The organism is Sphingobacterium zeae (genome assembly GCF_030818895.1).
Taxonomy (GTDB): Bacteria; Bacteroidota; Bacteroidia; order Sphingobacteriales; family Sphingobacteriaceae; genus Sphingobacterium; species Sphingobacterium zeae.
The window spans coordinates 391,242-413,706 of sequence record NZ_JAUTBA010000001.1 but is presented as its reverse complement, the minus strand read 5'-3'; the positions used below and the strand labels follow the sequence as shown (position 1 = coordinate 413,706).

Annotated in this window: 24 protein-coding genes; 6 read left to right on the top strand and 18 right to left on the bottom strand. The window is 38.3% G+C overall.

Going from position 1 to position 22,465, the window contains the following annotated elements; all coding sequences use genetic code 11:
* The first annotated feature begins 4 nt into the window (after nt 1–4).
* Nucleotides 5–214: a hypothetical protein gene (locus QE382_RS01790; protein ID WP_075990403.1), complete on the top strand. Its 210-nt coding sequence runs from the start codon at nt 5–7 to the stop codon at nt 212–214.
* Between the two features lie 94 nt (nt 215–308).
* Nucleotides 309–2,021 (top strand): sodium:solute symporter family protein, encoded by a 1,713-nt coding sequence (locus tag QE382_RS01785; RefSeq protein ID WP_307184436.1) that lies wholly within the window; start codon nt 309–311, stop codon nt 2,019–2,021.
* 27 nt (nt 2,022–2,048) lie between these two features.
* Here QE382_RS01785 and QE382_RS01780 read toward each other — a convergent pair whose 3' ends face one another.
* The 8 genes from QE382_RS01780 to QE382_RS01745 all read right to left on the bottom strand — a co-directional run bounded on the left by QE382_RS01780 (nt 2,049) and on the right by QE382_RS01745 (nt 8,145).
* Nucleotides 2,049–2,915: an N-acetylmuramoyl-L-alanine amidase gene (locus tag QE382_RS01780; protein WP_307184434.1), complete on the bottom strand. Its 867-nt coding sequence runs from the start codon at nt 2,913–2,915 to the stop codon at nt 2,049–2,051.
* The gene (locus QE382_RS01775) at nt 2,915–3,952 is read right to left on the bottom strand and encodes a DUF3078 domain-containing protein (RefSeq protein WP_307184433.1); all 1,038 of its coding nucleotides are present in this window, start codon (nt 3,950–3,952) and stop codon (nt 2,915–2,917) included. The genes QE382_RS01780 and QE382_RS01775 overlap by 1 nt, the downstream gene beginning before the upstream one ends.
* A 21-nt stretch (nt 3,953–3,973) precedes the next feature.
* Complete coding sequence (locus QE382_RS01770) at nt 3,974–4,735, bottom strand: hypothetical protein (RefSeq protein ID WP_307184432.1); 762 nt, start codon at nt 4,733–4,735, stop codon at nt 3,974–3,976.
* A 61-nt stretch (nt 4,736–4,796) separates the two neighbouring features.
* The gene (locus QE382_RS01765; protein WP_307184431.1) at nt 4,797–5,630 is read right to left on the bottom strand and encodes a glucosaminidase domain-containing protein; all 834 of its coding nucleotides are present in this window, start codon (nt 5,628–5,630) and stop codon (nt 4,797–4,799) included.
* Nucleotides 5,631–5,652: 22 nt separating this feature from the next.
* Nucleotides 5,653–6,177, bottom strand: a complete 525-nt coding sequence (locus QE382_RS01760; protein ID WP_293886488.1) for a glucosaminidase domain-containing protein — start codon at nt 6,175–6,177, stop codon at nt 5,653–5,655.
* Between the two features lie 22 nt (nt 6,178–6,199).
* On the bottom strand, nt 6,200–6,835 hold the full coding sequence (locus QE382_RS01755; RefSeq protein WP_307188004.1) for an O-methyltransferase: 636 nt from the start codon (nt 6,833–6,835) through the stop codon (nt 6,200–6,202).
* A 238-nt stretch (nt 6,836–7,073) separates the two neighbouring features.
* On the bottom strand, nt 7,074–7,703 hold the full coding sequence (gene folE / locus QE382_RS01750) for a GTP cyclohydrolase I FolE (protein ID WP_209576925.1): 630 nt from the start codon (nt 7,701–7,703) through the stop codon (nt 7,074–7,076).
* 28 nt (nt 7,704–7,731) lie between these two features.
* On the bottom strand, nt 7,732–8,145 hold the full coding sequence (locus QE382_RS01745; protein WP_209576927.1) for a 6-pyruvoyl trahydropterin synthase family protein: 414 nt from the start codon (nt 8,143–8,145) through the stop codon (nt 7,732–7,734).
* Between the two features lie 588 nt (nt 8,146–8,733).
* On the opposite strand from QE382_RS01745, the gene mqnB reads away from it, so the two are divergent.
* From mqnB to QE382_RS01730, 3 genes are all read left to right on the top strand, one after another.
* Nucleotides 8,734–9,375 (top strand): futalosine hydrolase, encoded by a 642-nt coding sequence (mqnB, locus tag QE382_RS01740; protein WP_307184430.1) that lies wholly within the window; start codon nt 8,734–8,736, stop codon nt 9,373–9,375.
* Between the two features lie 123 nt (nt 9,376–9,498).
* The gene (locus QE382_RS01735) at nt 9,499–10,485 is read left to right on the top strand and encodes a pyruvate dehydrogenase complex E1 component subunit beta (RefSeq protein WP_293880276.1); all 987 of its coding nucleotides are present in this window, start codon (nt 9,499–9,501) and stop codon (nt 10,483–10,485) included.
* A gap of 107 nt (nt 10,486–10,592) precedes the next feature.
* Nucleotides 10,593–11,348 carry a DUF6263 family protein gene (locus QE382_RS01730; RefSeq protein WP_307184429.1) on the top strand — a complete coding sequence of 252 codons (756 nt, stop codon included), beginning with the start codon at nt 10,593–10,595 and terminating at the stop codon, nt 11,346–11,348.
* 64 nt (nt 11,349–11,412) lie between these two features.
* On the opposite strand, the gene gcvH is transcribed toward QE382_RS01730, so the two are convergent.
* On the bottom strand, nt 11,413–11,793 hold the full coding sequence (gene gcvH, locus QE382_RS01725) for a glycine cleavage system protein GcvH (RefSeq protein ID WP_293886491.1): 381 nt from the start codon (nt 11,791–11,793) through the stop codon (nt 11,413–11,415).
* Nucleotides 11,794–11,893: 100 nt separating this feature from the next.
* Between gcvH and QE382_RS01720 the strand changes: the two genes are divergently transcribed.
* Nucleotides 11,894–13,090 carry an anhydro-N-acetylmuramic acid kinase gene (locus QE382_RS01720; RefSeq protein WP_307184428.1) on the top strand — a complete coding sequence of 399 codons (1,197 nt, stop codon included), beginning with the start codon at nt 11,894–11,896 and terminating at the stop codon, nt 13,088–13,090.
* Here the strand turns inward: QE382_RS01720 and QE382_RS01715 are convergent, their stop codons facing one another.
* The 9 genes from QE382_RS01715 to QE382_RS01675 all read right to left on the bottom strand — a co-directional run bounded on the left by QE382_RS01715 (nt 13,091) and on the right by QE382_RS01675 (nt 22,409).
* A complete protein-coding gene (locus QE382_RS01715) occupies nt 13,091–13,762 on the bottom strand; it encodes a DUF2461 domain-containing protein (protein ID WP_307184427.1) in 672 nt (223 codons plus the stop codon). It lies immediately after the preceding gene.
* A 7-nt stretch (nt 13,763–13,769) separates the two neighbouring features.
* The gene (locus tag QE382_RS01710; RefSeq protein ID WP_307184426.1) at nt 13,770–14,570 is read right to left on the bottom strand and encodes a phosphatidate cytidylyltransferase; all 801 of its coding nucleotides are present in this window, start codon (nt 14,568–14,570) and stop codon (nt 13,770–13,772) included.
* Nucleotides 14,567–14,782: a putative signal transducing protein gene (locus QE382_RS01705; protein ID WP_307184425.1), complete on the bottom strand. Its 216-nt coding sequence runs from the start codon at nt 14,780–14,782 to the stop codon at nt 14,567–14,569. Before QE382_RS01705 ends, QE382_RS01710 begins: the two co-directional genes overlap by 4 nt.
* Nucleotides 14,757–15,560 carry a CPBP family intramembrane glutamic endopeptidase gene (locus QE382_RS01700; RefSeq protein WP_307184424.1) on the bottom strand — a complete coding sequence of 268 codons (804 nt, stop codon included), beginning with the start codon at nt 15,558–15,560 and terminating at the stop codon, nt 14,757–14,759. Before QE382_RS01700 ends, QE382_RS01705 begins: the two co-directional genes overlap by 26 nt.
* Nucleotides 15,561–15,844: 284 nt before the next feature.
* Entirely contained in the window at nt 15,845–19,162 is a 3,318-nt protein-coding gene (locus QE382_RS01695; protein ID WP_307184423.1) for a S41 family peptidase, read from the bottom strand.
* 142 nt (nt 19,163–19,304) lie between these two features.
* Nucleotides 19,305–20,057 (bottom strand): zinc ribbon domain-containing protein, encoded by a 753-nt coding sequence (locus tag QE382_RS01690; protein ID WP_293955868.1) that lies wholly within the window; start codon nt 20,055–20,057, stop codon nt 19,305–19,307.
* The gene (locus QE382_RS01685) at nt 20,057–21,157 is read right to left on the bottom strand and encodes a Nif3-like dinuclear metal center hexameric protein (RefSeq protein WP_307184422.1); all 1,101 of its coding nucleotides are present in this window, start codon (nt 21,155–21,157) and stop codon (nt 20,057–20,059) included. The genes QE382_RS01690 and QE382_RS01685 overlap by 1 nt, the downstream gene beginning before the upstream one ends.
* Nucleotides 21,147–21,632, bottom strand: coding sequence for a hypothetical protein (locus tag QE382_RS01680; RefSeq protein WP_307184421.1), 486 nt, complete (start codon nt 21,630–21,632; stop codon nt 21,147–21,149). Before QE382_RS01680 ends, QE382_RS01685 begins: the two co-directional genes overlap by 11 nt.
* A gap of 15 nt (nt 21,633–21,647) precedes the next feature.
* Nucleotides 21,648–22,409: an alpha/beta fold hydrolase gene (locus QE382_RS01675; protein WP_307184420.1), complete on the bottom strand. Its 762-nt coding sequence runs from the start codon at nt 22,407–22,409 to the stop codon at nt 21,648–21,650.
* Nucleotides 22,410–22,465 lie beyond the last annotated feature (56 nt).

Here is a 22,465-nt window from a genome sequence, read left to right as displayed (position 1 = left end):
AATAATGGAAAATCAGATTGACAACAGCTGCACGACAATTGATGCTGGCAAAGCAAAAGGAATCATTCTTTTAGTTGCTGTAGTATTTGGTGCATTAATTGGGTTCACTGCAAACGAGACATTTTTAAGCATCTTTGGAGGTGCCGCTGTCGGATTGATTATTGCCGCTATTTTTAATAGCGTCATCTATCCTCAGAAGCCTTCCGATAGATAACAACGATGAATAGCTGGAAACGTTTCTACTGGTTGGTCGTTATCTGGCTATTTGTATTCATCCTTTTTCTGTACATTTTCACGAACTACTATTCATGAGTACAGCAGATTGGATCGTTTTATTTCTGACACTCTTAATTATTGTCATATATGGCGTTTACAAGAGTAGAGGCATAAAAAATATTGATGGATACCTTCTGGGTAATCGTTCTTTACCCTGGTATCACGTCGGATTGTCAGTAATGGCGACTCAAGCAAGCGCCATTACTTTCCTTTCTGCACCCGGACTAGCTTATTCTTCAGGAATGAGTTTCGTTCAATTCTATTTCGGCCTACCTCTGGCCATGATTGTCCTCTGTATAACATTTATCCCTATTTTCCATAAGCTGAAAGTATTTACAGCCTACGAATTTTTAGAAAAGCGCTTTGATGTAAGAACAAGAGGTCTCACCGCTATTCTTTTCCTCATTCAACGTGGTATTTCAACAGGTATTACCATATTTGCTCCGGCGCTGATTATATCGACCATACTACATATTGACCTTACCTGGACCACCTTGGCCATTGGAAGTTTTGTTGTCATCTATACAACTTATGGCGGAACCAAAGCTGTATCCCATACTCAATTGCTCCAAATGAGCATTATTTTTGCTTCTTTACTTATTGCCGGGATATTGGTCATTCATCTGCTACCACAGGATATTGGCCTCTCAAAAGCACTGCATATAGCAGGAAAATCAGGGAAAACAAATGCGTTGGACTTTACTTTTGATCTGAACAATAACTATACAATTTGGACAGGGTTAATTGGAGGCTTTTTTCTACAGCTTTCTTATTTTGGAACAGATCAGAGCCAAGTCGGAAGGTATTTAACTGGAGCATCCATCAAAGAAAGCCGGATGGGATTAATTATGAATGGTTTATTAAAGATACCTATGCAATTTGCAATTCTCCTGATCGGAATCCTTGTATTTGCCTATTATCAGTTTCATCAGCCGCCTATCTTTTTTAACCAAGTTGAAGTCAAAAACCTCAAGGAAAGCAAATACGCTCCGGAGTATCAAATCTTCGAACAGCAACATAACGAACTGTTTAAAGCACGTGAATCTGCCGTTCAGCAGCTTAATATAGCCTTAGAGCAGGATGACAAAAAAAGTATCGCTCATGCTCGCACAGCATTGAGCCAACTAAACGCTCAAATGCAGCAGGTTAAAGACCGAACAGTAGACTTGATTAAAAAAAACAATCCCAGTGCGGAAACGAACGACAATAATTATGTGTTTCTGTCTTTCGTAACGACTGTATTTCCCAAAGGGTTAATCGGGTTGCTTATAGCAGTTATCTTTCTCGCATCAATGGGATCAACTGCAAGCGCTATTAATTCATTAGCTTCCACAACGACAATTGATATCTACAAAAGATTCATTAACCGTAAATCATCTGAAAGACAAGATCTGCTGTGGTCTCGTCTATTTACCCTGATTTGGGGCATATTTACTATCCTCGTAGCCTTATATGCAAATAGGTTGGGTAATCTTCTCGAAGCAGTCAACATCTTAGGTTCTTTATTCTATGGGACGATCCTAGGTATTTTTATTGTAGCCTTCTATATGAGAAAAATCAGGGGAAAAGCAGTTTTTATTGCCGCCATACTTTCAGAAGTGATCGTGATTGGTATTTGGTTAATGGATAAAATACCGTTTCTATGGTTAAATCTTATTGGCTGTCTCGCCGTCATGCTTATCGCTTATCTCTTACAGTTAGGAGTAAATAAAAGTGCATTGATAGATGATAAAATTCAATACTAATAAAACGAAAAGCACGATTGTACAGGTTTAATATTTTTTATAAATGCTGTACAACACGCTCTTATCGTATATGGTCAGTTCGGGTGTTGTATCCCTTACAACAAACTTTCTTTTAAAGGCAACAATCGCAGCTTTAAGGTTAGACGTATCGTAACCGATAATTTTAAGCGCATCTATCGCATTAAAACCATCTGGGGGGGCAACAAGTTGCCCTTCATCATACCAAATTCCAAAACCCCGGTCCGCCAGCTTTTTCCAGGGGAAAAACACACTTGGATCGTTCTTCCTTGCAGGAGCGATATCGGCATGCCCAATAAAATTATTTGTCGGTATTAAATAACGAGACTTCAAGGTATCCAGCACCGTCATTAGTGAATTAATTTGTGCATCAGGAAAAGGTTCTCTACCATTATTATCCAGCTCAATACCAATAGAACATGAGTTCATATCTACGATGGAACCCCATTTAGCAACCCCAGCATGCCAAGAGCGGACATAATCGTTTAACATTTGTATAATCTCCCCATTTCGGCCGATAACATAATGTGAACTCACCTTAGTTCTCGGGATCTGAAAAGTTTTAATTGTCTGACTGATACTATCTTGCGCGGTGTGGTGGATAATAACAAAGTTTGGTTTGCGTACATCATAATGAATAGCCTCTTCTTGACGCCAATAAGAATGGCTTCCCGATTTCTGCAAAAAGATGATCTTTCTTTCCTCTGGTGTCAATAAACTGGTATCCGGCTTCGTCACAATCTGCGGCTCCAAAACCACCGGAGAAGCAAAAGATGTTACTAACGGTTTCAAAATCGCCGGCTGTACCTTCGACTTACAACTTGCCAAAGAAAGCAATGAGCACAGTAATATTCCTACTGACACAGGTCTAATCATTATTTTGGTAAACTATATACAATTCCCATTGCCAAGGACTGACTCAATTGCACTTTTGAAATAACATCCGGATCATAAATCATAATACCATTCAAGTTCACATTGATTACACGGGTAACTTTCGCTGTTACGGTTACATCCAAACGGTGCGTTGGATTGGAAAGTTTCTCATAATCCGCAAAAAGATTGTAACGCGCCTTTACATTCAATTTGTCTGTGAAGTTTTTGTCCAAATTACCCGTTAGCTGGAATGCCAATGCATTTGCAAAAGTTCGATCTTCCTTTACACCGAATCTTTCGCCGGTACCTACACTTGGATTGTTTGGATCTCTATAATATCCATACTTTGCGAAGAAACCCTCCCCAGAGCGAGGTCTAACGCGCTCATCCAAAATAAAGGTCTGACGAGCAGTACCTGTACCAAAACGTAACGAGAATTCATTGCTGGGCTTGTACTCAAGACCGAAAGACTCCGTCAGATAGGCTGGCGCCATAAAAGCATTCTCGATATAATCAATGGTATCCCTACCATTGATCGTTTTATACTTATACCCTGCGTCAAACTGAGACTCAAAGGTCACCGATGTAAACAAAGCCCAATTGGCAGACAATTTATAAGAAAGCTTATTATCCCAAAATATACGGTCATTATTTTTCTTCGCAATATTATTGGTGTTCTTTATTTTTCCATAACGTAAATCAACTTCAGTCACGAAATTGAAATTATCTCTGGTATAATCCGATTTATGATTGGCATTCAACCCAACAGCAATAGAACCGACACCGCCCCCTTTCCAATTATCATTAAATGATGCCTGATTTAAATTGATCCCAAATTTTGTCCAATGTTTCCAATAGTCTACTTCTAGGTTCAGTTTGGGAACGACAGGACGAATGGTTTTAATATTTAAAGGTTGCTCTTTCTGTACGGAAATTACGGTATCTGGTTTTGCCCTAAGATCTTTCAGATCCTGTGCCTGTATGCCAGTAATAGAAAGGCAGAGCATAGCCATGCCGACAAAATTAAATAACTTCATTCTGAAAACGTCTATTTTTGTTTACGGTACTAATTTATAATTAATTGTTGGAAAAGGCTCAATAAAATATTGTGAAGGATTCAATTGATACCGTGAATAGCAATTCTTGATGTAATTTGCCAGTTCATAATCGTTTGCTGCAAGAATAAAGAAATAGGAGGGTCTGAATATCCTTCTAAATCGCTCCGATTCTTCACTATTGAGTCCAGTTACTTTACTGATAAGTTCCTTCGAAAATTTATAATCGATCACATTTTCCTTATAATCGTTTTCAATGGTTTTAGTCAATCGGCGTGCTCGTTTGGCCTCTTTGCTAAATAAGCTGTAGATTGAATTGATACTTAAACCAGCGCCATTTGGTCCTACAGAAAATACATCACCATAACCTGCCAAACGATATGCCTTTTCATAATCCACTTTTGCCTTTTCTAAAATTTCTTCGGGACTTTTGCGTGCGTAAACCTGAACCTCTTCTATATAAAAAGTTTCGCGTACCAAATGAAAAAGTAATAATCCACGTTCATCTACAAGAAGCGTATCTGAAAAGTACCCCTTACTCATCGCGACGATATGATCTCCTAACTGTGCATTAAAGACAAATTCACCTTTGATTGTATTATAATTCACCTCTCCTGTTCGCAAGTTGGCAAGCTTGACATTACCAATACGCTGTTTGGTATTTTTATCAAAAACAATCCCCTCCACTTTTTTATCTTGACAAAAAAGTGCAGAAGTGGAAGCCCCAATGGCAATAAGTAGAAAAATATATCGTATGAATATCACTATCGTAAAACTACTATATAGCGATACAAAAGTGAAATATTTAACATCTTTTAAAACGTAACTATTTAGATATAACCAAAAGCTGACCCAACGATAGCGCATCATCGGTAAGACCATTCAAAGCCTTAATCTGATCGACAGATACATTATATAGCTTACTGAGGGAATACAACGTATCTTGAGCTTTAACCTCATGAATACGCATGGCTACGGGGCTCTTGATGGCTTCTGTTTTTACAACCGAGGGGGGGGCTTCTTGTACATTCTGAACGATTTCTACCTGCACCGTTTCTTCTCGAACAACTTTTTCACGCGGCGATTCACCGCGGTCGTATTGATCAAGATGATATCTTTCGATCATTTCGATGAGCAATTCGGGATAACGTGGATTGGTGGCGTACCCGGCTGCTTTCAAGCCTTTAGCCCAACCTTTATAATCATTCTTATCCAATTTAAAGAGCGCTGCATACCGAGGTCTCAACAGAAATTCAGAATGATCTCGAAACGATTGTTCGGGACTGTCATAAACACGAAAGCAATCATTAATATTATCATCAGGGCGGGTTACGGATTTTCCTTTCCACACTCCGCCACATTTAATACCAAAATGATTATTCGCCTCACGCGCCAGATAACTATTCCCATTGCCCGATTCAAGCAGTGCCTGAGCAAGTTTAATGCTGGCGGGGATACCGTATCTGTTCATTTCTGCAATGGCCACCTGTTTGTAATGACTGATGTAATCGTTCCCTGCCATGGTGGGCCGCCCAACAGAAGGAGATGAAGAAGTTTTTGAATTGGAGCCAGATTTAGGGGACGATAACGTGCCCCTCCGACTTGAACATGATGTAACCAACATCATGAGTACAAACATGCCATAAAAAAACTTCTTCATGCAGTAATGTTGTGCTTAGTGCTTATTTTTTTGTTGACGAGAATTTGTTTTGCTTAGCATCATGATCAAACATATCCAAATGATATTGTCTAATTGTAGCGAGTACTTTTGCAGTCCAACCTTTACTCGTCGAGTACCCCGAACGAGCTATCGCTTTTACCCAAGCCTCGTATTTTTCACCCGGATGTTTATCAAAAAGACTTTGAGTAGTCTTTTTTCTTTTCACTATTCCTACAAAATCATCATACGAGTCCAATACTGACCGATAACCTTTGTAAGCTGACCGAATAACGGTACTATTGTTCTTTCCTTTGACACCAAAATGGTTATTCAAATTCTTTGCTACCCTGCTACCACCATTTCCGCTTTCATGCATGGCGATGGCTAAGATAACCGATGCGGGAACACCATGTTCCTCCATCATTTCTTTTGCTATTGGACTGTACTTATCGACATATGCCGCATTACTTTGAGCCGAAACCTTTGTTAATCCAAAAGTTCCCAAAGCTAGTATCAGTACAAAGCTTTTTAATTGTTTTAAATTCATGAAGAATGTTTTAGTTCACAAATTACTTCTTGCGTAATACAAAAAGTCCGTCTCGAATTGGTAATATCACCTTTTCTACGCGCTTGTCCTGAGCTAAACGTGCATTCAAATCAATGATCTGCTTTGTTTGGTTGTCTGGTTTTGAATCCAATACCTTACCTTTCCATAAGACATTGTCAATCAAAATAAGTCCCCCAGACGGGACTTGATTTATTATCGTTTCGAAATAAAATAAATTTCTCTTCTTGTCTGCGTCGATAAATACTAGATCGAATGTTTCATTCAATGTAGGTAGTATCACCGCCGCATCGCCAATGTGATACCTGATTTTGTCAGCAAATGGCGATTCATCAAAATAACCTTGAACCCTTTCTTGCTGCTCTGCATTGATATCAATGGTATGTAATAGACCATCTTCCTTAAGCCCTTCAGCGAGACATAAAGTTGCGTATCCCGTAAAAGTCCCTATCTCTAAAATACGCTTGGGAGCAACCAATTTACTCAATAAAGAAAGAACTCTTCCCTGGTAATGTCCAGATAACATATGGGGCATTGTTTCCTTCAAATAAGTGTCCCGATTTACCATTTTCAGTAACGAATTTTCTTCGTCTGTAGTATGTTCCAAATAGGACTCTAAATCGCTGTGAACAATTTCCATAACCGCAAAGGTACCAAAAAACATATTTAGTATAAAAACTTTTTTTTACTAAAACCTGATTATCAATCAAATACAATAAACCTTTTGTAAAGGACGTTTTTTTAAAATTGCCTCAAATGCATAAAAACCCAACATCGTCAATTTTAAAATTTTATTTCAGATCACAATTTCCCCAAATAAAAAGCCTTCTAAAATATGATATTTTAGAAGGCTTTTTTATTACTACACCATAACGGTATTACGCAAGATCAGCTGTGATCAAGCGTAAGAATTCGGATCGCGTTACATCATTTTGAAAAGCTCCTGTAAATGCAGAAGTTGTTGTCACAGAATTTTGTTTCTGTACGCCCCGCATTGCCATACACATGTGTTTACATTCCATGACTACAGCTACGCCCAGCGCCCCCAAAGTTTCTTGGATACAGTCCCTGATTTCATTAGTGAGCCTCTCCTGAACCTGAAGACGACGTGCAAAAATATCAACGACACGAGGTATTTTACTCAATCCAACAATATGTCCGTTAGGAATATAAGCTATATGGGCTTTACCGAAAAAAGGCAACATGTGGTGTTCACAAAGAGAATAGACTTCAATATCTTTGACGACAACCATTTGACTATAGTCTTCTTCAAACATCGCTCCACGTAATACCTCTCCAGCATCAATATCATAGCCATGTGTCAAAAATTGCAACGCTTTCGCAACACGCTCTGGCGTCTTTACTAAACCTTCACGCTTGGGATCTTCCCCAAGACATGCCAATATATCGGTATAATGAGAAGCGATTCGTTCTACCTTTTCAGTATTGTATTTGTCGATCTTAATATATCCATCCAACTCTTCGTTGTCAAATGAGTGCTGACTCATAGTTTCTACTATTTAAATGTATTAAAGTTTAATCGCCAAAATATTCGACGTAATTATTTTCTGTTTCGTGCAAACGGACACTATGTAAAATTACTCCCTGTTCATCAAACAAGGGTTTTAGAATCTTAAATATCTCGATTGCGATATTTTCAGTTGAAGCCATCACACCCTGCATAAAATCAACATCTAAATTAAAATTACGGTGGTCTACCTTATCGATGATGCTACGATTGATAATTTCCTTCATCATCTTTAGGTCAATCAAAAAACCAGTTTCTGGATTAACATTTCCTTTAACTGTGACATAAAGATCATAATTATGTCCATGCCAATTTGGATTGGCACAAAGACCAAAAACCTGTTCATTCTGCTCCTCACTCCAGTCTTCACGATAGAGCTTGTGCGCAGCACAGAAACGTTCACGACGAGTTATAAATACCATAATAATACAAAGATAAGGCTTTAGGCGCAATTTTAACATTTCAATTTGAGGAATGCCGTCAGAATACCGTAATATAATGAAGTGCTTATACCATTCCTCATTCAAAACCGATAAAAGTTCCGTAGTCTAAGTCTTAACTATTAGAGAACGCATGGCTAAAATTTGAAACCGAACGTTGCTTACTCTTTATGAGAATAGCAGTTTTTATATAGTATTGGCTCTTTTACGTAATTTTTCTTATTATTTGATCGCGTTTTTAGTTAGGTTTAGTTTAGGGTTAGCTTAGGGTTAGCTTAGGGTTAGTTTAGGTATAACCTATATTATCCCTATTTAAAAGCTAAACTAAATAGCTATTAAATCGCTATTAATGTATAATAAAGCAGTGGCTACTCCTAACTTTTAAATGCTGAAAAGAATGCCGTTTCACCGCTCTTATCAGCAATGATATTGTTAGCAAAAGCCAAATCATCCTATGTATAAAATCAAAGTCAGATCTGTCAGTTGGAAGAATACCAAGTACTATATTTTGTTTTAAAATACTTTTGCGCGCAAGATAATTTGTATTTTTCCCTCAAAAAAGAGTTCGTCATGAGAATATTAGTTATTGCGGCTACTTCATTTGAATTGCAGCCGTTCCTGGAAGTGGCGTCAACATACGATCGATGCGATACCCTCATCACTGGTGTTGGCATGGTGGCCACAGCCTTTGCGCTAGGAAGAGCACTTCATGAAAAAAAATATGATCTTCTTATTAATATAGGAATAGGGGGATGTCTGGATCGGCATGTTGAAATAGGTTCAGTCATCCAAGTGGTTTCAGAGTCATTCGTTGAGCTTGGGGCGGAAGACGGTCATAACTTTATTCCAATAGATCAATTGGGCTACGGAAAGTCTAAATTTTCCTCCTGCTCATTAGCTGACAAAGAGCTTCGTCTTCCATTTCTAAAACAGGGTGAGGGCATTACCGTAAACAAAGTACATGGTCATACAGAAAGCATCGAAAAAGTTCAAAAGCTCCATCCCAATAGTCTCGTAGAAAGTATGGAGGGAGCTGCTGTTTTCTATGCTGCGGACAAAATGACTGTTCCCGTTATAGAGATTCGCGGTGTTTCGAATTACGTAGAAAAAAGGAACCGTGCCACGTGGAACATTCCGTTAGCTATCATGAATAGTAATAAGGCACTTATAAAAACATTGGAATATCTGAGCAACTTATATTTAAAAATTTAATATGAAAGTCATTTACATCTTAAAAAATGACATAAAACTATACAATTAGCGTGTTCAAATCTTCAAAATATCAATTTTAAATAGTAGATTTGTAATCTAAAAATTGACACTATTTTACAACTGATGAGAGAAATACAATTCAGAGAAGCACTTCGTGAAGCAATGAACGAAGAAATGCGTAAAGACGACAAAATATTTTTATTAGGAGAAGAAGTTGCTGAGTATAACGGAGCTTACAAAGTGAGTCAGGGTATGCTTGATGAGTTCGGCGCAAAACGTATCATTGATACACCTATTGCTGAACTTGGTTTTGCGGGTATTGCTGTTGGTGCTGCAATGAATGGTTTGAAGCCAATTGTTGAATTCATGACATTCAATTTTTCACTTGTTGCTATCGACCAAGTGATCAATGCAGCTGCAAAAATCCACTCAATGAGTGGTGGACAGTTCTCTATTCCAATGGTCTTTCGTGGTCCTACAGGAAATGCTGGCCAACTTGCAGCTCAACACTCTCAAAACTTCGAGAACTGGTTTGCAAATACACCAGGTTTAAAAGTCGTGGTCCCTTCTAACCCATATGAAGCTAAAGGTTTATTAAAATCATCGATTATAGATCCAGATCCTGTCATCTTTATGGAGTCTGAAGTAATGTACGGCGATAAAGGGCAAGTTCCTGAAGAAGAATATTACTTGGAAATCGGAAAAGCAAATATTATCCAGGAAGGTACAGATGTAACGGTTGTATCTTTCGGTAAAATGCTTCCTCGCGTTGTCATTCCTGCAGTGGAAGAATTGAAAAAAGAAGGTATCAGCGTTGAATTAATCGATTTGCGTTCTGTACGTCCAATTGATTACCCAACAATCATCGCATCTGTTAAGAAAACCAATCGCTTAGTGATTGTAGAAGAAGCATGGCCATTGGCATCTATTTCTACAGATTTAGCATTCAATGTTCAACGCAATGCATTTGACTACCTAGATGCGCCTGTAATACGCGTAAATTGTGCAGATGTACCCCTTCCTTACGCACCAACATTAATCGAAGCGGCTCTGCCTAGCGTCGAAAAAGTTGTAAAAGCTGTTAAAGAAGTATCTTATATCAAAAAGTAATTTTTGTTAATTATAAAAAACCCAAATCCCTTTTACTACGTAGAAGGGATTTTTTTATATATTTAAATTGCCCAATTATTACTGATAGAAACATAAAAATTATAGATATGAAAAAATTAAGAATAACCTCATTGATCGCGGTATTTGCTTTCTTTGTTCTCGCGGCTTCCGCACAACAGAAATATACACTACGCGTAAATCCCGATGCAGGAAAAAAGATTTCACAAAATCTGAGTATGACCATGGACATCGATGCCGCTGGTCAAAAAATGACTACAGATCTCAACATGGGGTTTGATATAACCAATACAGCAACAAAAGATGATTCATTCGCATTTGATTTAAAATACACAAGAATCAATATGAAAATGAATATGGCAGGAATGGACATGGCATATGACTCAAAAAATCCAGAAGCTAATGATTTTTCTAAACAGATGCATGCGACGTTAGGCAAGCTGCTAGAAAATAATATAACCTTCAATGTAAACCAACTTGGTAAGTCATCGGATATCAAATTACCTGAAGGAATCAATATGCCGTTTGACAAAAGTATGTTCGAAAATATCAGCACTGTATTACCTGAACAACCTGTTACCATCGGAGATTCATGGACATCAAAAACAGAATCTGATGATTCAGGAATAATGGTAGAAAGCAAAATGACATTAATCGAGGCAAATGAGCTTGGTTACAAAGTAAATGTGGAAGGAAAGATGTTTGGCCCTGATGCAAACCAGGTCGGTAATCTCCAAGGTTTTTATGTTTTGGATAAAAAAACCTGTCTTACCAAGGCAACTGAAATGATAAGCGATGTAGACATGCCGGAAGCCAAAATAAAGACCACATTAAAAAGTCAATAAACCCTCAATTAGAACAAAAAAATAGGGACCTGTTGGTCCCTATTTCATATAGATAGTTTTAAAACTACGCATTAATCTCTTCTTTGTATTGTTCAGCGGTTAACAAAGCGTCTACATCAGCAGCGTTGTTCAATTTAATACGAACAATCCAACCTTCTCCATACGGATCAGAATTGACCAACTCAGGAGATGCATCAATAGCCTCATTCACAGATAAAATTGTAGCTGATACAGGCAAAAACAAATCAGAAACAGTTTTTACCGCTTCAATTGTTCCGAAAACTTCATTTGCGGCAATTTCATCACCTACAGTGTTAATGTCAACAAAAACGATGTCTCCCAATTCACGTTGAGCGAAATCAGTAATCCCTACAACTGCTTCATCACCTTCAACACGAATCCATTCGTGATCTTTGGTGTATTTCAATTCTGCTGGAAAATTCATTGTATTTAATTTTTTGATTTTTAATGCCGTGAAGTTACAAAATATCTTCAATTGTCAAAAATGATATTCATCATAACATTTTTGTGCTTAATTTTAAGCTATGAATCTTCAAATCGAAAGACTTTACCAAATTTCACGAAAGAAAGCGCGACTCATTATTGGCCTGATGTCCGGCACTTCACTAGATGGGTTAGACATTGCACTATGCCGCATAGCGCATGCAGGAAAAATAACAAAAATACAGCTGGAGAAATTTTCTACCATGGAGTACGACGACGAATTTAGGACACGAGTTCGAGAAGTTTTTGCAAAACGCCATATCGATCAGCAGCTCTTTTCCGGACTCAATGCCTACATTGGAATAACCCATGCAAATTTAATCAATGCAGCCTTAAAACAATGGAATATTGCGAACAGTGAGATTGATTGTATAGCCAGTCATGGACAGACGGTTTACCATGCTCCCAAATCGTTGACAAAAGATCAAAATTGGCCAAATAGTACCTTACAGATCGGAGATGGGGATCATATTGCAGTGCATACAGGTATCATAACCCTATCAGACTTTAGACAGAAGCATATCGCTGCAGGGGGAGAGGGGGCACCTTTAGCAGCTTATGGCGACTACCTACTTTTTTCACATCCGACAGAAAATCGTTTCTTACTGAATATTGGAGGGATTTCTAATTTCACATTTATCCCAAGCCACCAAACCAAGTTAAAAGCATATGCTACTGACCTAGGCCCTGGAAATACTATGATGAATCAATACATGAAGACGCACTTTGATACAGAAATGGACAAGGATGCTCAGATGGCAAAAACTGGCTGTGTAAATGAAGATTTATTGAATCAGCTTTTGGCGGAAGAGTTTCTAAAACTACCCTTTCCAAAAACTACTGGCCCAGAACTATTTAATCTGATCTATCTCCAACGAGCACAGCATAGCTCTAAGACAACGGATCTGCCTCACAAAGATGTCATGGCTACCCTTAATCGTTTCGCTGCTCAAGCGATGGTTAATGGAATTCGCAGCCAGACTGAAGGTCTAACCGATATCGCCGTTTATATCAGCGGCGGAGGGCTACATAATCCTTTGCTGTTTGATTATATCAAAACAAGTTTACCAGCGTGTAAGGTGCAAAGTTTTGCAACATTAGGTATAGATCCTGATGCAAAAGAAGCCGTTCTCTTTGCGCTATTGGCAAACGAAACCCTAGCGGGCAACAAATCCAATGTAGCGGATATCAAAGATTCTCCCGCTGTATGTATGGGTAAGATTAGCTTACCCGAATAGTTATTCTGTATCGATGGCGTCTTGTAAAAACTCCTTGAAAGGAAGCATACTTTTATAAGACGCCACGATATTATCCAGTGCATTTTTCGCAGATAGCTCTTTTACAGTTAAAGATCTGTCCAAAACAAAGCTCTTTAATTTGATCAGGTCAATAAAAGGATTATCTTCGTTATAACCAGCAGGAGCACGTTTTAACAGATCCTCTTTAAATAGCGCAATTTTCTTTTCGGACAACACCTCTTTCAAAATATCATCTAGCTTACCACCATTATAATCGATTTCTTGTCTAATTGCTTCTAAATGTTGCTTTTCAGGTCGCCAGTAGCCACATGCTATAAATGAATTTTCTGCACCGATATGGATATAGTACTCTGTTCCTTGTAGCTTTCTCCCATCTACGGATATCCCTGCACCAAACCAGCTTTTGTAAGGTGTTTTATCCGTTGAAAAACGCGTATCGCGGTAAATCCGAAATAGACATTTGCTAGCCTGTATGGTGGTATTAATTTTAGGATCAAACTCACTTAAAGCCGCAATTAAATCCGTTAAAAAACTTCTTACATCAACTAATGCGGCTTCATACTTTGCCCTGTTATCAGCAAACCATTCCCGAGAATTATTAGCTTTCAATTCCGTCAAAAAATCAAAAGTAGATTTTTGAATGTGACTCATATTACGATCAATTAATTAAAAGTAAGAAAACATAGACCATTGGAGCCGCCAATAACAATCCGTCAAATCTATCCAAAAACCCTCCATGCCCAGGTAATATATTACCCGAGTCTTTGACCTGTAGGCTACGCTTTAACATAGACTCGACCAAATCCCCCAATGTACCCACAACGCTAATAATTACCGCAACAGTTATCCATTGCCAAAGCGGTAAATAACTGAAATACTTCTCCAGATTCACCGCGGCAACAATAGCCAAAATCAATCCTCCGAAAAAACCTTCCCATGTCTTTTTAGGCGAAATTCTTTCAAATAATTTACGCTTTCCAAAGCTTCGTCCAGCCAGATATGCGCCAGTATCATTTGTCCACAATAAAATTAAAAAACCTAAGGGAAGCACATAATTAAAACTACCCTGCATAAAGCCTAGTTTGGAAAATAGGAAAAAAGGCAGTGTAACATAGGCTATTCCCAAAAAAGTATAGGCGATGTCGTTAAAAGGGAACTTTCGTTTCTGAAAAAGTGAAACAATATAAGTCACGCTTACAATAGGAATCATCAGCGCCAAAAACTTTACATTTAATAGGTCCAATGAAATCAATGAACCTAAAATAAATAGCAGCAAAGCCAATAATATGCCTAACCATTTATTTGGAGCGCGTTCATCCGACGAAACGATCCCATAAAATTCATAAAGGCACCATGTACTGAGCAATGTAAAAAAGATGGAGTAAACGTATGCCCCAAAAAGAGTGGCTGCTATCATGACAGCTACAAAGATTACTCCTGTTATTGCTCTTGTTTTCATAAATTAATATCCCCTTCTGCTTCTTCAATTAGTCGTTCAGCCATTTCGATAGATCCTTCGTTGACATAAAGTTCAATTTTTCCAAATAGATAAGAAGAATCTTGCTTATTCAAAACAACAGCAGGAATTCCATGCTCTTCCAACATTTGTTTGACTATCTCCGCCTGAATAGCGTTTGTATATGTTTTAATTCTTTTCCAATCGTTCTCCATTGTTTTCTTTTTGCGTTGTTCGATAAAATAAGAGTACAAAAATAAGAGTAAAAATGAAGGCTACAAGATATATCCACCAAGATTGTAACTCAAATGCATTAAGCTCATCATAGGTTTTTCCTTGCCTAGTATAATAGAATGAGATAACCGTAGCTCCCGCATTGTTAACAAAATGCCCGAAGATGGGCAATAGGATGTTTTTGCTCCATAGATAGAGATAACCAAAAAAAGCGCCCAAGAGCAAGCGAGGTACAAAACCAAAAAATTGCAGATGTATGGCACTAAAAATAACCGCTACAATCCAGATAACAACGTGCGGATTATGCAACCATCTTCCGACTATATTTTGTAAAACACCTCGAAATAACAATTCCTCTCCGATGGCAGGTATTAGCGCCAACACAATAATGTTGAACAGAAAACCAAGAATGCTCGATTCCATAATAATACCCCGAATAAGATCTCCCGAATCCTTTTCACTCTGTTCCATCCAAAGCTGTACCGATTTCATATTCTCTGGAAGTTTTAACGACTCATTCCAGTGGCCGATCAAATTCATCACCGGCATAAAAGCAAGCATAGCCAGAAAGATATAGGCAAACTCTATTGCGTTAGGTTTACCATCAAGACGGAAATACTTAATTCCATAGCCCTCCCGAGTATCCATCAAATAAGCAGGAATCACAAATGACCCTAAACTACTCATTAACAATAAAAGGCGCATTTCATTGGCCGATCCATTCATGACCGCCGCTAATGAAAAAACCTGTCCCGTCATTTTATAATAAAAAAACAACGCGATAAAATAGACTACTTGTGATATGAAAGTAAAACCAATAACCATTAAAATCAACCGCAGCAACGATTGAAAAGGGGGGGTAGTTTGCGCTGGAAACATATGTATTAAATATACGCTAAAGATAACAATAAAAGCAGGTAAAGCCAATAATTAGCCGAATGCTGATCCCCGTGCATAATCATCAAGAGCTGCTATTGTATAGCAGCTAATAACATCAAAAAGGGCTTTGAAAATTTTCAAAGCCCTTTTTGGTACGTATCTCATTAATTTACCCGAATGGGATCTGCTGGCTTCTGAAGATTTTTGTATGGATAAGTTTTCATTTCATCCAACAGTAGTTTCACTGTTTTCTCCAGTTGAGGGTCACGGCCTTCCAAAAGATCTTTCGGCAGTTGTTCGATAAATACATCCGGAGCAATTCCTTCATTCTCGATGATCCAATTTCCTTTGAGGTCATACACACCGAAGTTTGGAGATGTTATCCGGCCTCCATCCAGCAATGGAGGATAACCACTGATGCCTACTAAGATTCCCATTGTGGTACGCCCCACCAATTTGCCTAATCCTTTAAAACGGAACATGTAAGGCATCATATCACCGCCCGAACCGGCATTTTCATTGATGATCATGGCTTTCGGTCCATAAATACCGTTACCGGGTGTTGTGAATCCCTTTCCATCACGAATGCCCCAGCCGGCAATTAACTCGCGGGACAAGAGGTCGATCACATAATCAGCAACCCATCCGCCACCGTTGTTCCTTTCGTCCATCAGAAGAGCCTTTTTATCCATCTGAGCGAAGTAATAACGATTGAAATAAGTATACCCCTCAGGACCGGTGTTCGGCATGTAAACGTAAGCTATTTGGCCATTACTCAAATCATTCACTCTTTTACGGTTCCGCTCTACCCATTCCATGCTACGCAAGTTCATTTCATCACCAAAAGAAATCGGTTTAACGATGACTTCACGTGCGCCAACCAATGAAGGTTTTGAATTGATCTTGAGCATCACTTGCTTGCCCACAGTATTGTCAAATAGGCTATAGATATCTTTATCTTCAGTCAGTTCTATACCATTGACAGCAACAATATAATCTCCTTCCCTGATGTTCAATCCAGGTTCAGCCAATGGTGCTTTGAAAGACGGATTCCATTCTAGGCGCGTAAATAATTTAGCGATCTGATAGAAACCATTCTTTAGCGTATAATCTGCTCCAAGCACACCAACAGAAACTGAAGGCGTAGAAGGCTGATCTCCAGGATAAATATAATTATGTCCTACGACCATTTCTCCCATCATTTCATTCAATAAATAACCAAGATCAGAACGATGGTTGACAAAAGGTAGGAATTTTTCATATTTAGCTTTCATTGCCTTCCAGTCGGCGCCATGCATATTTTCCACGTAAAAATAATCCTTTTGCATTGACCAAACTTCATTGAACACTTGCTTCCATTCCGCTGCAGGATCCACCAGTTGCTGGATTCCAGCTAATTTGATTTCTCCAGCAGTAGGTGAAGCAACTTTTTGTCCAGCATTTACGATATTAAACCCATTTCCCGTTTGGAACAACATTTTCTTACCATCAGCACTAATCACATAACTCCGTGCATTTTCCACTAAGGTTTTGTTTTCAAGTTCCTTAAAATCATAGGCACCAATCGTTCCACCGCGTTGATAGGTCAATTGATTAGGTACTAAACCATTCAAGTTCCAATAAGGTCCTGCCGGCAAAGGAAGCGCAACAATTCTATTTTCTATACGATCGAAATCAACCTGAATAGATTTGTCGATTGGCTTGCTTATCACTACTGCTTCCTTTTTCTCTTTTTTAGGAGATTTCTTATCGTTCTCTTTTAAGCGCTCCTTTTTATTAGTTTCTCTTTCTTCCTTTTTATCTGCGCTTTCTTCACGGATTTGCTCCTCATCACTATCATTTTTAAAGAAAGATGGCGTTTTGCTCGAAAGAATAAAAGCATAAACGGCATAGTCTACATTTCGCTGTACAGCGGACATATGTAAACCAGAATTCGTTAAACCTGTATTGGTACTTGCCGTAAAAAATAAATATTTACCGTCTTGAGAGAATGCCGTACTACGAGCAGAGCTCATTCCATCGGTGATCTGTTGGGTTTTCTTTGTATCCAAATTGTACATGAATACAGCAGGTACTCCATTTTCAAGCGTACGAATAAAGGATATCCATTTAGAATCTGGAGACCAGCTTGGCTGAAAATGATTAGATACCCGCCCTGTCTGGCCACTTAATTTATCATCAGCAACTTTAACAACTGCTTTAGAAGCGATGTCAATATAATACAGATTGAGATGCGAATCATTGTAAAATAATTTCTTTGAATCGGGCGACCAAGTCGGCTCAAAATAGAAATTAGTCTCACCCAAATTAAAATATAATGGTTTATCTTTTCCGAACTGATCTGTCAGCACCAACTGATAGGTTCCATTTTTGTCTGAAATATAAGATACCCACTTCCCGTTTGGAGACCAATCTGGAAAACGCTCATGAGAACCCGGTGAATTTGATAGATTTCGAGCCTCGCCCTTTTCTTTGGGCACTGTAAATATTTCTCCTCTCGCCTCAAATAGTGCGCGCTGACCGGTTGGTGATAGTGTAGCATAGCGTATATCATCCTTGATATCTTTATAATACGGCCTTTTATACATCACATCCGTGTTCACACTGATATGCAGCGGAGTTACTTTATTATTGCTTAAACTCAACGTATTGAGTGCTCCAGCATATTCAAAAATCAAATCTGTGGCATTCCCATTTAGCGAACGCACATCATAGTCTTTGAAATCTGTTAATTTATCTACCTTCTTGGTCTTGGTATCATAACTGAAGATATTAACAATTTTATCGCGGTCAGATAAGAAATAAACCTTAGTACCTAACCATAATGGCTTAACGTCATTGCTTTTAACTTGCGGAATAGCTTCTATTTCTTTGGTTTTCGTATCAAAGATCCAAATAGTCGGCATACCGCCACCCCGATAACGTTTAAAGGCTACCCGGTCTCTTTCTGTAGGATCGGTATTCTTGATATAGGCCCAATAGCGACCATCTGCAGAAGGGCTGCCCTGCGTGGCTTCAGGCATCATCAATGCCTTATCCATTCCTGACATTTGTATATTGGAACTATATAATCGCGGACTTAAAGCATAGGTAAAATCTCGCGATGTTGTATAGTATACTTCATCATTGTTGAGCCATCCACGTAATACATCCGAAGAGGGATGATAAGTGATACGCTTGGGTTCACCTCCTGCTACAGGTATTACATAGACGTCGGTATTTCCGTCATAGTTGCCTGTAAATGCCACTTTCTTGCCATCAGGAGAAAACATCGGATTCTGTTCTACACCAGGATTGGTTGTTAATCTTCTCGGATTACTGCCATTTTTGTCTGCAATCCAAATATCTCCACCATACACAAAAGCGATATTATTAGCGCTTATACTTGGATTTCTAAGCAATAAGGTTTCTTGCGCTTTTGCTGACAGAAAAGTTGCTCCGACCAAAAATGCTGCAATTAGCTTGAAGTGAGTTCTATTCATAAAGATGTTAAGGTTAAAATTTACCACATACAAAACTACGATTTTGCACAATGGACCTAGTTAGTATATCAACAAAGTTGCATAAAAAAATGATTAAAAAAAAAGCCCTGCTAAAAATAGCAGGGCTTTTCTTTATGAACAATTAAAAACCGTACTCTTGTTCGATTTCCAATACAATACCTTCATCGACCAAAACACGTCCACAATGTTCGCAAATAATAATTTTTTTGCGCTGGCGGATTTCCGACTGCATTTGAGCAGGAATTTTATTGTGGCATCCTGAACAGCTATCGCGGTCAATTGAAACCACAGCAAGTCCATTTTTGAATGAATTACGAAGACGGTAGTATACTTTGTTCAACCGGTCCTCTATATTAGCCTCAGCTTCAGTAGCTTTAGCCAATAATCCATCTTCTTCCTTTTGAGTTTCAGAAGTAATTGTTTCCAATTCTTTCTTTTTTCCCTCAAGCTCGTTTTTGCTATACTCAAGATTACCTACAGTAGTATCGTAGTTTTCCGTCTTGTTGCGAATCTCGAATTCTGCTTCTTTAATTCTCTTTTCACAAACCTGGATCTCAAGACCTTGAATTTCAATTTCTTTTGAAATAGCGTCATATTCGCGATTATTCTTTACCTCATTTAACTGCGACTCATATTTTTTGATAGCAGCTTGGGCATCCTTAATCATGTTTTTACGCTTGACGATCGAATCTTCTAAATCGTCTAAGTCTATTCTGATCTTCTCAATACGAGTTTCTAAACCCGCAATCTCATCTTCAAGATCTGCAACTTCCATAGGTAATTCGCCACGAACTTGGCGAATTTTATCTATTTTAGTATGAATGGCTTGCAAAAGCCATAATGCTTTCAATTTTTGTTCTACGGTTTGTTCCATCAACTGTAGTATTTTATAGGGTTTGTATCTATTTCTGTTGTTAAGGTTGCAAAGTTAGGAAATTTTTTCGTAATAATGTCGTACAATAATTCTTGCGTAAATTGTTCGCTCTCAAAATGTCCTGTATCAGCAATGACGATTTCACCTTCTGCATCAAAGAATTCATGATATTTGTAATCGGCCGTCACAAAAAAATCAGCCCCCGAGCGTTTGGCAGCCCCAAGTAAAAATCCACCTGAGCCACCACACACAGCTACTCGTCCAACCTTTTTACCCAATAGCGCTGTATGACGAATAACATGAAGTCCAAGTTTTTCTTTAAGGTAAGCTAAAAAATCCATTTCATCCATTGGTTCTGGTAAATTTCCGATCATTCCAGCCCCAATTTCACTGGCATTATTCGCAATATCAATCAGATCGTAGGCTACTTCCTCATAGGGATGGGCGTCATAAAGCGCCAAAAGCAACTTTCTCTCGATGCTTTTCAGATAAATCACTTCAATCCGGGTTTCTTCAACACGATCTTGAACGCCAACTTCTCCAATGGCAGGGTCCGCACCAGCCAATGGTCTAAAACTACCGTAACCTGCCGTATTAAAGCTACATTGATCGTAATACTTTCCGACTTTTCCGGCTCCCGCATCGAATAAGGCCTGGCGAACATCTTCAACGTGACTTCTGGGAACAAAAACAACCATTTTCCGTAAAACATTTGTTTTAGATTCCAAAATCGCCTGATTCTCCAAACCTAGCGTAGTCGCAATCTTTGTATTCACGCCGCCAGTAACATTATCCAGGTTTGTATGAATGGCATACAATGCTATTTTATGTTCGATCGCCTTAATAACCGTACGCTCCACATAATTTTTTCCATTGAATTTCTTCAGTCCTTTAAATACAATAGGATGGTGTGAAATAACTAAATTACAGCCTTTATCAATAGCTTCTTGCACGACAGCCTCCGTACAGTCCAATGAAATGAGCACTTTTGTAACCTCTTTATTTGCATCTCCCACAATAAGTCCAGCATTATCATAAGATTCTTGTAAATCTAAAGGAGCAAGCCGCTCCAAATAGTCAATGACGTCTTTAATTCTCATGGTCTACAATTACCTCCTTTTCTCTAAATTTATTATGTTCTTCTAAAATTCTTTTGTTGGCATTAATTTCAAACCAATAATTAGCTAATGTCACAAAATGCATGACAATTAACACGCCTGAAATAGATAATGGCAACGGAATATTTGTCGCCAAATAAATCCAGGCATATAATGATCCCTTTCTAAAGGTAGGATTCTCCTCAACGGCAATTTTTCGGTCATAGAATTCATTGATCAACGAATCACGCAAACGTGCAGCGACCTGAAAATTCCAATAAATATTCACCAAAGGGATTGCGACCAACCAGGATTGATTAGGGGTCATTAATCGATTTTCACTGGCGACTAATTTTAACGTTTTCCGGATCGTATTTGCAAACAGCAGCCATACCATAATACGTATAGCGACGATAGCCATGGCTGTATAAATTACCTCCGGCTTACTTAATTCTTTTATTAGTTCCTCTTGCGTCATTGAAATTTCTATTGCTTATTTATTTTCACGTTCTAACAAATCTACTAATTCTTTCAGCTTTTTTATTTGTGGATTATGATCACCAACAAATTCGATCGTTTTAAAACCAAGATTTTTTGCTTTTTTATAAAAAGGATAAAAATCATCATTCTCGAATGCTGTGCCATCTTCATACGTTAAGATGTAGCTCGTTGGAATTTTATTTCGTTTCGGATTTATCAAATGAATCTTATCTTTAAGTGTTTTTAAAGGGTGGGGGACGTCTCTCGGAAATTTGGTATCATCCTTTACCCAAAAAGGAAGAATATAGCCATCCTTTTCAAATTTCAAGAGTCCATTATCTTTACCCGGTTTCCCCATCAAATTTATCACTGATTCCTGATCTGCAGGAAGTATAGCATCCAAATAAATCATTTTTTTGATTCGATCCGGAAGGCTGTCTGCTACAGCCGTTATAATCATACCACCATAACTATGTCCAACCAGTATGATATCATGAAGATCCTCAAACAAAATTGTATTCACAACATCATTCACATGCGTCTGCAATCCAATAGCAGTATCTGACAAATGATAACGTTCCCCCAAACCAGTTAGTGTGGGGCAATAAATTTTGTTTCCTTTTTTCTCTAATTCGCTGGCCGTATTTTTAAACTGCCAGGCACCGCCCCATGCGCCATGAACTATCACATAGGTAGAAGACTGTGCATAAAGACTTTTACCTAAAACACATAATGAAAAACAAAATATTAAATACAATAATCTACAGTAATTCATATCGTTATATTTTTTAGTAAATTTATATCAATTTATCTTTGTTTTACAGCGAATCA

Coding starts and splice junctions, on each gene's coding strand:
- QE382_RS01760 (WP_293886488.1), bottom strand. CDS start 6,177: ATGAATTTAAAACAATTAAAAAGCTTTGTACTGATACTAGCTTTGGGA.
- folE (WP_209576925.1), bottom strand. CDS start 7,703: ATGAGTCAGCACTCATTTGACAACGAAGAGTTGGATGGATATATTAAG.
- QE382_RS01690 (WP_293955868.1), bottom strand. CDS start 20,057: ATGGAACAAACCGTAGAACAAAAATTGAAAGCATTATGGCTTTTGCAA.
- QE382_RS01790 (WP_075990403.1), top strand. CDS start 5: ATGGAAAATCAGATTGACAACAGCTGCACGACAATTGATGCTGGCAAA.
- QE382_RS01730 (WP_307184429.1), top strand. CDS start 10,593: ATGAAAAAATTAAGAATAACCTCATTGATCGCGGTATTTGCTTTCTTT.
- QE382_RS01710 (WP_307184426.1), bottom strand. CDS start 14,570: ATGAAAACAAGAGCAATAACAGGAGTAATCTTTGTAGCTGTCATGATA.
- QE382_RS01695 (WP_307184423.1), bottom strand. CDS start 19,162: ATGAATAGAACTCACTTCAAGCTAATTGCAGCATTTTTGGTCGGAGCA.
- QE382_RS01680 (WP_307184421.1), bottom strand. CDS start 21,632: ATGACGCAAGAGGAACTAATAAAAGAATTAAGTAAGCCGGAGGTAATT.
- QE382_RS01775 (WP_307184433.1), bottom strand. CDS start 3,952: ATGAAGTTATTTAATTTTGTCGGCATGGCTATGCTCTGCCTTTCTATT.
- mqnB (WP_307184430.1), top strand. CDS start 8,734: ATGAGAATATTAGTTATTGCGGCTACTTCATTTGAATTGCAGCCGTTC.
- QE382_RS01735 (WP_293880276.1), top strand. CDS start 9,499: ATGAGAGAAATACAATTCAGAGAAGCACTTCGTGAAGCAATGAACGAA.
- QE382_RS01675 (WP_307184420.1), bottom strand. CDS start 22,409: ATGAATTACTGTAGATTATTGTATTTAATATTTTGTTTTTCATTATGT.
- QE382_RS01705 (WP_307184425.1), bottom strand. CDS start 14,782: ATGGAGAACGATTGGAAAAGAATTAAAACATATACAAACGCTATTCAG.
- QE382_RS01780 (WP_307184434.1), bottom strand. CDS start 2,915: ATGATTAGACCTGTGTCAGTAGGAATATTACTGTGCTCATTGCTTTCT.
- QE382_RS01765 (WP_307184431.1), bottom strand. CDS start 5,630: ATGAAGAAGTTTTTTTATGGCATGTTTGTACTCATGATGTTGGTTACA.
- QE382_RS01685 (WP_307184422.1), bottom strand. CDS start 21,157: ATGAGAATTAAAGACGTCATTGACTATTTGGAGCGGCTTGCTCCTTTA.
- QE382_RS01715 (WP_307184427.1), bottom strand. CDS start 13,762: ATGAGTCACATTCAAAAATCTACTTTTGATTTTTTGACGGAATTGAAA.
- QE382_RS01755 (WP_307188004.1), bottom strand. CDS start 6,835: ATGGAAATTGTTCACAGCGATTTAGAGTCCTATTTGGAACATACTACA.
- QE382_RS01720 (WP_307184428.1), top strand. CDS start 11,894: ATGAATCTTCAAATCGAAAGACTTTACCAAATTTCACGAAAGAAAGCG.
- QE382_RS01700 (WP_307184424.1), bottom strand. CDS start 15,560: ATGACGGGACAGGTTTTTTCATTAGCGGCGGTCATGAATGGATCGGCC.
- gcvH (WP_293886491.1), bottom strand. CDS start 11,793: ATGAATTTTCCAGCAGAATTGAAATACACCAAAGATCACGAATGGATT.
- QE382_RS01785 (WP_307184436.1), top strand. CDS start 309: ATGAGTACAGCAGATTGGATCGTTTTATTTCTGACACTCTTAATTATT.
- QE382_RS01745 (WP_209576927.1), bottom strand. CDS start 8,145: ATGGTATTTATAACTCGTCGTGAACGTTTCTGTGCTGCGCACAAGCTC.